This is a genomic window from Acinetobacter sp. YH12120 (assembly GCF_013418795.1).
In the GTDB taxonomy this organism is placed as follows: domain Bacteria; phylum Pseudomonadota; class Gammaproteobacteria; order Pseudomonadales; family Moraxellaceae; genus Acinetobacter; species Acinetobacter towneri.
Window position 1 is genome coordinate 30,257 of sequence record NZ_VPBI01000021.1, and the last position, 13,011, is coordinate 43,267.

Sequence of the window (13,011 nt, forward strand, 5' to 3'; positions counted from 1 at the left end):
TTTGTGCTTTTGTTTAGATTGAATTCCAAGCAGGAATAGATCACTTCAGCAGTATAGGCAAAAAAAGATAAGAATAATGTGACAATGTAAAGATCGTTTAGACTGCTGAGTTAACATATATTGATGTCTTCAGCTCGGGTTTGCCCCATTTTACTGAGTACTAAGCGCTTGCTTGTAAGGTGAGTGGAGCAGTAAAAGAAGCTACCATTTGAGCCGATCGGCAAACCTTGTTGAGCATTAAAAGTCACACTAGGAATGTTTAAAGTTCCACGCCAATCCAAGGTTCCGTATTTAAGTGCAGTTTTTTCTGTATAAAGAATGTATTCACTATCGTCAATTTGGCGGTTTCGATTGCGATCCATAAAGATCAAAAAACCAGTATTCCAGTTTTGCTTGCTACATTGAACAAAGTTTTGTGTAGGACAAATCACCACATTGCTGTGATGAGTGAACGCATGAGAACGTGCTATTTTCAGGCTGGACTGTAATGAATACTGAATTCGTTTGAGTTCTTGTTCTGCCATCAGTTGATGAAAATGTGGCAGGGCAATCATGACTAAAATCGCACTAATCGCTAACGTGACGATCAATTCAAACAGCGTGAAGCCGTTTTTTCTTACATTCGACATAAGTCTTTACCTGTTATTGTTATGTTTTTTTATGATTAATCTGAGTAATTTGTTGTTTTATAGCGCTTTATTTATTGTATAATAATTACTGAACAACTTCTCGCGAAAGTGTTAGAATAAACCGTAAGAAAGATAGGCTATTCGCCACAAATAATTGAGTAGAAAGTTACCGAATTACAACGGAAATTGTAAGTAATTTTGTCAATAATTTACTTGATTAAAATTATCAAGCACTTGGAAAATTAAAAAAGTGTTTGTATGATTCAAAGTGACTAGCTTAAAAATAATACTGGGGTATAAGAAAGCCTATCTCAGGGTAGTCGAAAATTTAGGCTTGAGCTTGAACAACAATTGTTATCTCTGGAGGATAAATCCATGAAAATGAGTCGTATTGCATTAGCAATGCTCGTAGCTGCTCCTTTAGCTGCTGCAAACGCGGGCGTAACTGTTACTCCATTAATGCTGGGTTATACTTGGCAAGACACTAAACACAATAATGGTCAATCACAGTTGTTATCTTCAAAACTTGGTCAAGGCGAAATGAAAGACGACTTGTTCGTTGGTGCTGCGATTGGTGTTGAATTAACTCCATGGTTAGGTTTCGAAGCTGAATATAACCAAGTGAAAGGCGACGTAAGCCAAATGAATGGTTCGCGTAATCGTGAACAACGTCCTGATACACAAGTTCTACCTGGTGCTGAGTACAAATCAACTCAAATTAATGGTAACTTCTATGTTACTTCTGATTTAATCACTGGCAACTATGACAGCAAAGTGAAGCCTTATCTATTAGCGGGTGCCGGTCACTACAAATACAAATTTGATGGCGTAGGTCGTGAGAACTCTGTAAATGCAGCAAATGCGATTAACCGTGGTAACACTGAAGAAGGTACTCTAGGTAATGCAGGTATCGGTGCATTCTGGCACATTAACGATGCATTGGCGCTCCGTACAGAAGCTCGTGGTACTTATCACTTCGACGAACAGTTCTGGAACTATACAGCACTTGCTGGTCTTAACGTAGTTCTAGGGGGCCGTTTGAAACCAGCTGCTCCAGTGGTAGAAGTTGCTCCAGTTGAAACCGTTGCTCCAGTTCAACCTGCTCCACAAGAGTTGACTGAAGACTTGAACATGGAACTTCGTGTGTTCTTTGATACAAACAAATCAAACATCAAAGATCAGTACAAGCCAGAAATCGCTAAAGTTGCTGAGAAGTTAGTTGAATATCCAAACGCTACTGCTCGCATCGAAGGTCACACTGACAACACTGGTCCACGTGCATTGAACGAACGTTTATCTTTAGCTCGTGCGAACTCTGTTAAATCTTCACTTGTAAATGAATACAATGTAGATCCAGCTCGTTTGTCTACTCAAGGTTTCGCTTGGGATCAACCGATTGCTGACAACAACACTAAAGAAGGTCGTGCTATGAACCGTCGTGTATTCGCGACGATCACTGGCAGCCGTACAGTGACTGTTGAACAACAAGCTCAATAATTTGAGTTAAGTTAAAAAAACGACTCTTCGGAGTCGTTTTTTTATGCTTATTTTTATGAAATATTGACTAAAGAGTGCCTGAAATGATTTACATTCAATACGTTTAAAAAATATTGTAAAAGTATGATTTTTAGAATAAAGAGTAAATAAGGTAGAGGCTGATGGTGCTTAATATTTCGGTCTGTTGACTCGTAAACTTAGTCGAATTTTTATACCAAGTTTATCGTCAATTAAAGCGTCGTCGCAGATCAAACTTTTAAAACATGGACTCGATGTCTATCAGTCGATCAAATCGTTGTTTAACGATTATAAAATCAACATTGAGCAGTTTGTGGCGTGATCTCTCGCCTTATTATCAATAACGAAAGTGCTTTAAATAAAATTTACGTAAATTTACACCATAAAAAACAGCCAAATATTGGCTGTTTTTTTGAATCTTAGCTTCTTAAATGAAGTGCAATAGAAGAAGAACTTTTTTAGTCATGATCAGGGTGTAGTGGTTTCACATCCATATCCTGATATGCAATCAGTTTGGTTTTGTGTTTCCATTTATAGCCTAACCAAATGACCAAGAACAAAAGAATACCAATATAAGTCGATAAAACAGCGACCCATTCACCTTCAAGCACTGCTTGGTAGTTTTGCCCTAACACGACAATTGCACACAAAATAAAGGCAAACCATGGCGCAAAAGGAAAGAATTTGGCGCGGTAATCTAAATCTTCAAGTTTGTAGCCTTGTGCCAAATAGCCTTTACGGAAGCGATAATGCGATACAGCAATTCCGAGCCAAACGATAAAGCCACACATGCCTGACATATTCAGAAGCCAGTTAAATACTTGTTTTTCACCAATAAATGTTGTTAAAAAACATAGTGCAGCGATTGCTGTTGTGGCATACAGTGCATTCATTGGGACGCCACGAGCATCTAAGCGGGCAAAAGCTTTTGGTGCACTGCCTTTGCGTGCCATATCAAATAGCATACGGGTCGATGAATACATGCCCGAGTTCCCTGCAGAAAGAATCGCAGTTAAAATCACCGCATTCATGACACTTGCAGCAAAGGCAAAGCCTGCTTGCTCATATAATAAAGTAAACGGAGAGAGCGCAATGTTATCGGTGGCGGCTGCTTGAAGTAAACGTGGGTCATCATAGGCGATTAACGTGCCAATAATGAAAATACACACGATATAAAACAACAAAATACGCCAGAAGATTTGTTTGATTGCAATAGGAATGGTTTTCTTAGGATTTTTAGATTCACCCGCTGCAACGCCAACCATTTCAGTACCTTGAAATGAGAATCCTGCAATCATCGCCACACCAATTAAGGCAGATAGTCCACCTACAAATGGCGCTTCGCCTTTGCTCCAATTGGCAAATGTAGCAACATCAGGGTTGAGCATGATTTTGACAATCATAAAAATACCGATAATGATGAATGCCACAATCGCAAGTACTTTGACCAAAGAAAAGAAGAACTCAGACTCACCAAAACCTTTGACGGTTAATGCGTTAATTGCGAAAACCACCGCTAAAAATAATGCACTCCAGTAAAAGCCAGGAATATCAGGAAACCAAAATTTCATGATGAATTGCACCGCAACCAATTCAAATGCCACGGTAATAGCCCAGTTGTACCAATAGTTCCAACCTAGTGCAAAACCGAAACCACCTTCGACATATTTACTGCCATAGGTAAAGAACGCGCCTGAAGTTGGATTATGCGTTGCAAGTTCGCCTAGACTGGTCATCAAAAAATAAATCATGACGCCAATTAGGGCATACGCAAGCAAGGCGCCACCAGGACCTGCATTGGCAATGGTCGCACCTGAAGCAAGGAATAAACCTGTACCAATTGAGCCACCAATGGCGATCATGTTTAAATGACGCGCACCGAGCTTACGCTGCAGTTTTCTACTGTTGTGTGAGTCGCTCATCCTACTTCCTTTGTATTTTTCTGCGTGCTGGCAAACAGCACTTTAAAGCCTTGTTGATCTGCCTTGATTGTGCATTGACCGAAACTTTGTTCAATTAAGAGTGGATAATTCAAAAAGCGATTGGCCACAATCCAAAGTTCACCACCCGATTTCAGATGACGACGTGAAGTTTTACACAGGTTTTCACTGGCATCGTAATGTGTTTGAATGCCTTGGTGGAACGGGGGATTACTCACGATGGCATGCAAAAATAGCGGTGCATCTTCAACGCCTGTCACGGCTTTAATTTCAAGTTGTTGTGGATTGAGCTGATTTTTTTCAAACGTCATTAGCGTTGACGCTAAAGCAAAGGCATCGACATCTAAAGCAAAAATACGATTTTCAGGGTTAAGTTTGGCTAAGTAAGCACTGATCACACCCGCGCCACAGCCAAAATCTGCAATTTTTCCAGCAGTAACCTGATTCAAGTAAGGCAGTAATACAGCCGTGCCAACATCCAAGTGTTTTTGGCTAAATACACCCGGCAAGGCACAAATCTGTAAATCGCCTTTAGGTGTAGCAACTGTATAGTTTTTCGCCCAATCTGCTAAGGTTTTAGTTTGAACCTTGCAGTCTAAAATCAGCTGCCATAGTTGGCAGTGGCGGGCGCTATCTAGTTTGAGTGTTTTGCCATAAGGTTGTAATTGCTTTGCAGCCCGTTCAATTCCTGCTTTCTTTTCACCGACTAAAAATACGCTGCTGCCTTGTGGGAGTTGTGCGGCAATGGTGTGAATCAGGTAATTGAGCAGTTCCTTAGATTTCGGTACAAAAATAACAGCCTGATCAAATTCACCGACAGGCAATTCTGCACCAAAATGCACTTGCGCCTGTTGATTTTGAAAGTATTGATAGTCGTTAAAATTCCATGTCCAAACAGAAGCTTGGATTGAGTCACCTAATTCTGCGAGGAGTTGATCGGTCGGGGCATTGATCAGTAGAACGCGACCAGACAAATAGTCGTATTGTCTGAGTAAAACTTCGCTTTGGGGGTTCATGGTTCTCTCTCCAATAGAAAAACACTGCCCAAGTTCAGCTCAGACAGTGTTTTTTGGACATGCAATTACTTTTTAGTTTCAGGAAGCACAATATTTAAAATGAGTGCTGCAATACCGCCTGTTGCAACGCCTGAACTGAAAATATTACGGAATAATTCAGGTAAGTGTTCCAGAATTTGTGGCACTTGTGCAACACCTAAGCCTAAGCCCAATGAAATTGCAATAATCAGCAAGGCACGACGATCTAAAGCGACACCTGAAAGAATATTGATTCCCGAAGCGGCAACGGCACCAAACATCACCATCACAGCACCACCTAGTACGGCTTGAGGCACAGCCTGAATCACACCTGCAACTGCAGGAAGTAAACCTAAAATGATGAGTAGGGCAGCAATCCAGATGCCGACATAACGGCTAGCAACACCTGTAAGTTGAATCACGCCATTATTTTGGGCAAATACCGAACTTGGAAAGGTGTTGAAAATCCCTGCCAAGAATGAGTTAGCGCCATTCACCAATACACCGCCTTTGATACGCTGCATCCATTGCGGGCCATCTACAGGTTGATTGGAAAGTTTGGATGTTGCGGTAATATCACCAATGGCTTCCAGTGAAGTCACCAAATAAATAAATGCCAATGGAATGAATAAGCTCCAAGAGAAATCCAGTCCAAAATGCATTGGTGTTGGAACTTGTACCAGAGGCGCATCTTTCAGACCTGAAAAGTCAAGATGACCCATCATGCCTGCCATTGCATATCCAATCACCAAGGCAATTAAAATGGCAGAGCTTTTAATCCATGTGATATTGATGCGGTTTAAAATAATAATAATGGCCAAGACTGTGCACGACATAATCAGGTTGTCAGTATTGGCAAAAGTATTATTGCTCATGGCTTGATAGCCACCGCCCATACTAATTAAACCTTCTTTAATAAGGGTTAGACCAATTAACAGCACCACAATACCAGTGACCAATGGGGTAATCAGCTTTTTGACCCACGGTAAAATTTGCGATACGCCCATTTCAATAAACGAACCTGCAATGACCACGCCAAAAATTGCCGCCATGACCGATTCAACAGGTGTGCCTGCGGCGACCATAGCAGAGCCGATCCCAATAATGGGGCCAATAAAGTTAAAACTGGTGCCTTGCACAATGAGCAAACCTGCACCAAAAGGGCCGACTTTTTTACATTGTAAAAAGGTTGCAATGCCTGAAATGACCAAAGACATTGACAAGATCATGTTGGTATCTTGTTTGGAAACACCTAAAGCCAAGCAAATTAAGAGACCTGGTGTGACAATTGGAACAATAATTGCCAGTAAATGCTGAAAAGCTGCTAAAAAAGCGATGAATGGTTTTGGACGGTCATTCAGACCATAGACCAAATCGAGCTGGTCTTTTGGGTGGGGAGAGTGGTTTAAATCAGACATGAGTCATAAAAAATTGCAAAAGTGGCGCTATTCTAATCGAGTTACACAGCTTTACAAAACCCAAAGCACGCCACTCATCAAAAAAAATTGTGTGTGTCAATAAAGTGTCACTATAAAACTTTAGTATTTTTCTGTATAATTTGCCCTCAAATTTATAGCGTATTGAATTTAAATGTCTGATATTAAAACTCTCCGCAACATCGCAATTATTGCGCACGTTGACCACGGAAAAACAACTCTTGTGGATAAACTTTTACAACAATCGGGCGCACTCGGTGAACGAGCGGGCGAGATTGAGCGTGTCATGGATTCAGGCGCTATTGAAAGTGAACGTGGTATTACCATTCTTGCAAAAAACACTGCAATCAAATGGTTAGACAAACGTACTGATACTGAATACCGCATTAACATTGTGGACACCCCGGGACACGCCGACTTCGGTGGCGAAGTTGAACGTGTAATGTCGATGGTTGACTGCGTATTACTTCTTGTAGACTCTCAAGAAGGCCCAATGCCACAAACTCGCTTTGTAACGCAAAAAGCCTTTGCACGTGGTTTGAAGCCAATCGTGATCATCAACAAGGTAGATAAGCCAAACGCACGTCCAGACTGGGTAATTGATCAAGTATTTGACTTGTTTGATAACTTGGGTGCAACTGATGACCAATTAGACTTCCCAATCGTATATGCATCAGGCTTACGTGGTGTTGCTGGTCCTGCACCAGACGAATTAGCGGAAGATATGACACCGTTATTCCAAACAATTGTAGATATCGTCGAGCCACCAGCAGTTGATGTTGATGGTCCATTCCAAATGCAAGTCTCTTCACTTGACTATAACAGCTTCGTAGGTGTTATTGGTGTTGGTCGTATTCAACGTGGTTCAGTGAAATTAAATACACCTGTAACCGTGATTGACCAAGAAGGTAAAACACGTAACGGTCGTATCTTAAAAATCATGGGTTACCATGGTTTAGAGCGTGTTGATGTTGAATCTGCTTCTGCAGGCGACATCGTATGTGTAACAGGTATGGACGAACTGCATATTTCTGACACGATTTGTGATCCGAAAAATGTAGAAGCTTTACCGCCGCTTTCTGTAGACGAACCAACCGTATCGATGACTTTCCAAGTTAACAACTCACCTTTTGCGGGTAAAGAAGGTAAGTTTGTGACTTCACGTAACATCCGTGAACGTCTTGACCGTGAATTGATTCATAACGTTGCACTTCGTGTAGAAGATACTGACAGTCCAGACCGTTTCAAAGTATCTGGTCGTGGTGAGCTTCACCTTTCTGTATTGATTGAAAACATGCGCCGTGAAGGCTTCGAAATGGGTGTATCTCGTCCGCAAGTCATCTTGAAAGAGATTGATGGCGAAATGCAAGAACCATACGAAAACGTGACTTTTGACGTGGAAGAACAGCACCAAGGCGCTGTGATGGAACAAATGGGTAACCGTAAAGGTGAGATGACCAATATGGAAGTAGACGGTAAAGGCCGTATCCGTATTGAAGCCACTGTGCCTTCACGTGGTTTAATTGGTTTCCGTTCTGAATTCATGACCATGACTTCAGGTACAGGTATCATGACGTCAAGCTTCTCACACTATGGCCCAATGAAAGCAGGTCAAGTTGCCAAACGTCAAAACGGTGTGTTGATCTCTATGGTTCAAGGTACGTGCTTGGGTTATGCATTGTTCAGCTTGCAAGACCGTGGTCGTTTATTCGCCAAGCCTCAGTTAGAAGTTTACGAAGGTATGATCATTGGTATTAACTCTCGTTCAGATGATATGGTGGTTAACCCAACCAAAGCGAAACAGTTAACAAACGTACGTGCTTCTGGTACTGATGATGCGTTGACACTGGTACCTGCAATTGAATTCACGCTTGAACAAGCGCTTGAATTTATTGAAGATGATGAGCTGGTTGAAGTAACGCCAAAGTCAATTCGTATCCGTAAGCGTTACTTGACTGAAAACGAACGTAAACGTAACCGTTCTGGTAAATAAGTTTTAAAAATGATGTTGTCCTCATGCGGGGCAGCAAAATTTAAAAATGCCATCAATTTATTGATGGCATTTTTTGTTTAAAATTAGCAAACCAATATATAAAAGCAGATGATTTCCGAGTAAATTACGTGGAAATGAAGCTATAAAATTTATGTATACTTCGTCACATAAATTAAAGTCAAAAAAACTGGAGATTTAAATGAGTATTATTCAAGAGTTCCGCGAATTTGCGGTAAAAGGTAACATGATCGACTTGGCTGTCGGTGTGATTATTGGTGGGGCATTTGGTAAAATTGTTGACTCATTAGTGAAAGATATCATCATGCCATTGATTACTGTGATCACTGGCGGTGGTGTGGATTTCACACAAAAGTTCTTTGTTTTGGGCGATAACCCAAACAATTTACAGTCTTTAGATGAGTTAACCAAAGCAGGTGTAAATGTCCTGACCTATGGTAACTTCCTTACGATTTTAATTAACTTCATTATTTTGGCATGGGTGGTGTTCTTAATGGTGAAAATGATTAATCGTATGCGCCGTAAACAAGAAGAAGCAGCGCCAGAACCAGCAGCAACGCCAGAAGATATCGCGTTGCTACGTGAAATTCGTGATGAATTGAAAAAACGTCAATAATTTTTAATACGCAATCAAAACAAACAGCGCTTTATGCGCCGTTTGTTTGCACCCTATTCTCTAGGATGGAGAGGCGCTGAAGGCATAAAAATTACATCCGAAACTTTACTTCTACCAAATGAAAACCAAACTGACTTTTTACAGGTCCGTGTAGTACGCGTTCTGCTGCGGTAAACACTAATTTATCAATGACGGGTACCAATTGTCCTTTTTTGACCTCACCCAATTCCCCACCTTTTTTTCCTGAAGGGCAGGTCGAAAATTGTTTGGCAATTTTGGCAAAATCAGCACCTGATTGAATCCGCTTTTTCAGTTGTTCACAGGTTTCTTTATCTTTCACTAAAATATGACGCACAATAGCGGTTCTCATACTTTTTTACCTCGTTTGCTTGTTGCAGCTTTAGTCGAAGTGAGTACTTTTTTCAAAGGCTGACATTCAGGACAAAATACCGAGGCACGTTGGCCCAGTTTTAAATTTTCTAGTGTGGTTTCACAGTTCACACACATTTCACCTGCACGTCCATACGCCAACAAGGTTTGTTGGAAATAGCCATTTTCGCCCATCGCATTGCTGTAATCACGTAAGGTCGAACCGCCTAAATCAATCGCTTGTTTTAAAATGCGTTTGATTTCGAGCACTAGTTTTTCAATCTGTTTCAAACTGAGTGATGATGCAGGTTGTGCAGGGTGAATACCTAAATTAAACAGACTTTCCGTGGCATAAATATTGCCCACACCCACCACGACATGGTTATCCATAATTGCAACTTTGATGCCAACATTTTTGTTTTTGAGCTTCTGTGCAAGATAGTCGGGGTTAAAGGCATCACTCAACGGCTCAGGGCCAAGTGGATCTATCAGTTTGCGTTGAGAGCTTTCATTTAGCCATAAAATACAGCCAAAGCGACGTGGGTCGTGGTAGCGCAATTGTATATCTTCAAACTGAATAATCAAATGGTCGTGTTTGCGTAAATCTTCCTGCGCATCGCAAAGACGAAAACTGCCCGACATGCCTAAATGCCACAACATGCTGTCCTGTTCAAATTGCGCCAGAATGTATTTGGATCTGCGGGTCAATTGCAGTAATTTTTGTCCTGTGAGTTTATGTAGGTTTTCTGGAATGGGCCAGCGTAAATTGGCTTGACGTACTTCTACATTCAGGACTTTTTGATCAAGTAGCGGCAATAGACTAGTTTTGGTAGTTTCAACTTCTGGTAATTCTGGCATGGTACAAATTCAATCCGCTTTTAGAAATTAAGCAGGCAAGGACATACAGTAATGCGCTTAATATTGGGCATTATCCATAGAATACAAGCCATAGTGTGCTGTCGCAAAATTATTCTGTGTAAAACAAAAGCAGGCTTTGCAAAAACCATACAACACGTTATAAATAAATCATTTTTAAACATCTATTATAGAAAAACCATCTAAAACAGATGGCAGATTCTGAGTGATTACTTCTTTTTTATTTAATGATTCGCTTTTGGTGAATCGCACTGTATGAGGGCTTGCAGCGTGACATTACTTTTTCAGCCGATTCAATTTGGATCACTGCAACTTGCCAACAAAATTGTTATCGCCCCGATGTGTCAATATTCTGCCAATGAACAAGGTGAATTGAGCTATTGGCATGAGCAGCAATGGGCCAATTATGCCTTGTCCGGCGCAGGGATGTGTATAGTAGAAGCCACGGCAGTGCAGGCAGAAGGACGTATTAGTTATGCAGATTTAGGCTTATGGAATGACATGCAGCGTGCGCAGATGAAAGCACTATTGCATAAAGTTAAAAGTTTATCGCCTATGCCATTTGCTGTGCAGTTGGCACATGCGGGTCGTAAAGCTTCAACCGATAAACCGTGGCAGGGCAAAGGACAGTTTGCACCGAATGAAGAACATGGTTGGCAGACGGTATCGGCCAGTGAGTTGCCATTTCAATCGCACGAACATCCACCGCATGCTTTAACGCAAGATGAAATTCAACAGGTCATTGCAGACTTTGCCAGCGCCGCAGTACGAGCGGTGGATGCAGGTTTTGACTTAATCGAAATTCATGCCGCACATGGCTATTTATTGCATCAATTTATGTCGCCATTGTCTAATCACCGCCAAGATGAATATGGCGGCAGTTTGGAAAATCGGATTCGCCTTACATTGGAAGTATTTCAAGCGATTCAAAATGCTGTTCCACAAGGCTATCCAATTGGGGTGCGAATTTCTGCAACAGACTGGATGGATGATGCAGATGGCTGGAATGTGGAATCTTCTGTGGGTTTGGCAAAAGCACTGGAGCATTTAGGTGCGGCTTATATTCACGTGTCGAGCGGTGGTTTGCATGTCGATCAAAAAATTGATTTACATGCGGGTTATCAAACACCATTTGCACATGCCATTAAGCAAGCTGTAAAAATTCCTGTAATTGCGGTGGGTTTGATTACCGAAGCGATGCAGGCAGAAGGTATTTTGCAATATGAACAGGCCGATGCAATTGCGATAGCACGTGCCATTTTATATGACCCACGTTGGCCATGGCATGCTGCGGCAGAATTGGGCGAAAAAATTGAAATTGCCCCGCAATATTTACGATGTCAGCCGCATGGGTTCCGTACTTTATTTGCGCCGTTTAAATCAACAGATACGGAAGTGGAATCCTAATATTTTATCTGCTTAAAATAAGTGAAACTTACACTATTTTGCCGTGCTTTATCGGGAGCTTCGGTGTAAGCTAAATCAGTAAAACCATGTCGATCATGGGCAACACTGAAAAAGGATGTCAGGGTGTTACTGAGTATTTTATTTCCCATTTGTACCGTAGTACTGTTGGGATATTTTGCCGTCAGAAGCCAATTTATTGAGACCAGTGCGATTCAGTTTCTAGGTCAATTTGTCATGAAAGTGGCGTTGCCTGCATTTCTATTGCAGGCATTGGCCAGTAAAAGTTTGTCAGAAATCTGGCATCCCGCTTATTTTTTAGGTTACGGTGGCGGTTCTATTCTGCTGTTTATCTTTGCCTTTTTACTGTATCGGCATTATTTTAATTCAAACTTAACCCATGCCAGTGTCTTGGCAATGGGTGCATCAATGTCAAATACAGGGTTTATTGGCACTGCTATTTTGACTTTGTTGATTGGCAGTCAATCGGCAATTTATTTGTCTTTAACTTTAATTGTCGAAAATTTAATTATTGTGGCATTGATGCTGATTTTGGCAGAACGAGGGCTACAATCTTCAGCGAAATCAGGTTGGCAGGTGTATGCCGAAACTGTGCAGCGCTTACTGAAAAATCCAGTAATTTTATCTATTTTATTGGGTATGCTGTGCGTATTGTTGAATTTCAAACTGCCGCAAGCTATTGCACAAGTGCTGGAAATGTTGGGCAAAACTGCTTCACCTTTGGCTTTATTTGTGATAGGTGGAAGTTTGGTCGGCATGCAAATCAAGTCGGTGAATTTGCAAAGTATTGTTTTGGTTGCATTCAAAGTATTGCTGATGCCACTCACGATTTTTGGAATTTTATGGGCATTAGATGTGAACCGAGAAATGCTATTTGTCGGGACTTTGCTTGCGGCTTTACCAATGCCAATTGCCTTTGGTATTTTCGGGCAGCACTATGGTTTACATGAAAAAGCCTTAGCCCCCTTGGTGTTGAGTACAGTTTTTGGTTTTGTGATGGTGGCGATTTTATTGACACAATCGGGTAAGTATTTTTGACATACTCCCACCACTTTCGTTTTCACTCAAGTGGGGGATTCTAAAAGCAAAGCTCTTAGGCGACTTCCTCACGGATTTCGCTTGCTTTCTGCTTCTTAGGGCGACCTTTACCGCATCCACCC

Annotated in this window: 11 protein-coding genes; 5 read left to right on the forward strand and 6 right to left on the reverse strand. The window is 41.3% G+C overall.

Annotated features, from left to right (window positions below; translation table 11 throughout):
- Nucleotides 1–110 precede the first annotated feature (110 nt).
- Nucleotides 111–629, reverse strand: a complete 519-nt coding sequence (locus tag FTU58_RS11750) for a GspH/FimT family pseudopilin (protein WP_151836340.1) — start codon at nt 627–629, stop codon at nt 111–113.
- A gap of 375 nt (nt 630–1,004) precedes the next feature.
- Between FTU58_RS11750 and omp38 the strand changes: the two genes are divergently transcribed.
- Complete coding sequence (omp38, locus tag FTU58_RS11755) at nt 1,005–2,126, forward strand: outer membrane protein Omp38 (RefSeq protein WP_180062465.1); 1,122 nt, start codon at nt 1,005–1,007, stop codon at nt 2,124–2,126.
- Between the two features lie 476 nt (nt 2,127–2,602).
- Here the strand turns inward: omp38 and FTU58_RS11760 are convergent, their stop codons facing one another.
- The 3 genes from FTU58_RS11760 to FTU58_RS11770 form a co-directional block, all read right to left on the reverse strand.
- Nucleotides 2,603–4,066 carry an amino acid permease gene (locus tag FTU58_RS11760; protein ID WP_131260730.1) on the reverse strand — a complete coding sequence of 488 codons (1,464 nt, stop codon included), beginning with the start codon at nt 4,064–4,066 and terminating at the stop codon, nt 2,603–2,605.
- Nucleotides 4,063–5,100: a methyltransferase gene (locus tag FTU58_RS11765; protein ID WP_131260729.1), complete on the reverse strand. Its 1,038-nt coding sequence runs from the start codon at nt 5,098–5,100 to the stop codon at nt 4,063–4,065. The genes FTU58_RS11760 and FTU58_RS11765 overlap by 4 nt, the downstream gene beginning before the upstream one ends.
- Before the next feature lie 65 nt (nt 5,101–5,165).
- Complete coding sequence (locus FTU58_RS11770) at nt 5,166–6,536, reverse strand: uracil-xanthine permease family protein (protein WP_004972426.1); 1,371 nt, start codon at nt 6,534–6,536, stop codon at nt 5,166–5,168.
- A 172-nt stretch (nt 6,537–6,708) separates the two neighbouring features.
- Between FTU58_RS11770 and typA the strand changes: the two genes are divergently transcribed.
- Nucleotides 6,709–8,547: a translational GTPase TypA gene (typA, locus tag FTU58_RS11775; RefSeq protein ID WP_180051483.1), complete on the forward strand. Its 1,839-nt coding sequence runs from the start codon at nt 6,709–6,711 to the stop codon at nt 8,545–8,547.
- A gap of 199 nt (nt 8,548–8,746) precedes the next feature.
- The gene (mscL, locus tag FTU58_RS11780) at nt 8,747–9,181 is read left to right on the forward strand and encodes a large conductance mechanosensitive channel protein MscL (protein WP_004972423.1); all 435 of its coding nucleotides are present in this window, start codon (nt 8,747–8,749) and stop codon (nt 9,179–9,181) included.
- A gap of 91 nt (nt 9,182–9,272) precedes the next feature.
- Here mscL and FTU58_RS11785 read toward each other — a convergent pair whose 3' ends face one another.
- Complete coding sequence (locus FTU58_RS11785; protein ID WP_004972420.1) at nt 9,273–9,551, reverse strand: peptidylprolyl isomerase; 279 nt, start codon at nt 9,549–9,551, stop codon at nt 9,273–9,275.
- Nucleotides 9,548–10,408, reverse strand: coding sequence for a bifunctional DNA-formamidopyrimidine glycosylase/DNA-(apurinic or apyrimidinic site) lyase (gene mutM, locus FTU58_RS11790; RefSeq protein WP_004972419.1), 861 nt, complete (start codon nt 10,406–10,408; stop codon nt 9,548–9,550). The genes FTU58_RS11785 and mutM overlap by 4 nt, the downstream gene beginning before the upstream one ends.
- Nucleotides 10,409–10,696: 288 nt before the next feature.
- Between mutM and FTU58_RS11795 the strand changes: the two genes are divergently transcribed.
- The gene (locus tag FTU58_RS11795) at nt 10,697–11,833 is read left to right on the forward strand and encodes an NADH:flavin oxidoreductase/NADH oxidase (RefSeq protein ID WP_180062466.1); all 1,137 of its coding nucleotides are present in this window, start codon (nt 10,697–10,699) and stop codon (nt 11,831–11,833) included.
- Nucleotides 11,834–11,956: 123 nt separating this feature from the next.
- Nucleotides 11,957–12,889 (forward strand): AEC family transporter, encoded by a 933-nt coding sequence (locus FTU58_RS11800; protein WP_167845805.1) that lies wholly within the window; start codon nt 11,957–11,959, stop codon nt 12,887–12,889.
- Nucleotides 12,890–13,011 lie beyond the last annotated feature (122 nt).

Bases quoted from the DNA above. Each gene is read 5' to 3' on its own strand.
- FTU58_RS11760 (WP_131260730.1), bottom strand. From the start codon at position 4,066: ATGAGCGACTCACACAACAGTAGAAAACTGCAGCGTAAGCTCGGTGCG.
- FTU58_RS11765 (WP_131260729.1), bottom strand. From the start codon at position 5,100: ATGAACCCCCAAAGCGAAGTTTTACTCAGACAATACGACTATTTGTCT.
- FTU58_RS11750 (WP_151836340.1), bottom strand. From the start codon at position 629: ATGTCGAATGTAAGAAAAAACGGCTTCACGCTGTTTGAATTGATCGTC.
- mutM (WP_004972419.1), bottom strand. From the start codon at position 10,408: ATGCCAGAATTACCAGAAGTTGAAACTACCAAAACTAGTCTATTGCCG.
- FTU58_RS11785 (WP_004972420.1), bottom strand. From the start codon at position 9,551: ATGAGAACCGCTATTGTGCGTCATATTTTAGTGAAAGATAAAGAAACC.
- typA (WP_180051483.1), top strand. From the start codon at position 6,709: ATGTCTGATATTAAAACTCTCCGCAACATCGCAATTATTGCGCACGTT.
- FTU58_RS11770 (WP_004972426.1), bottom strand. From the start codon at position 6,536: ATGTCTGATTTAAACCACTCTCCCCACCCAAAAGACCAGCTCGATTTG.
- omp38 (WP_180062465.1), top strand. From the start codon at position 1,005: ATGAAAATGAGTCGTATTGCATTAGCAATGCTCGTAGCTGCTCCTTTA.
- mscL (WP_004972423.1), top strand. From the start codon at position 8,747: ATGAGTATTATTCAAGAGTTCCGCGAATTTGCGGTAAAAGGTAACATG.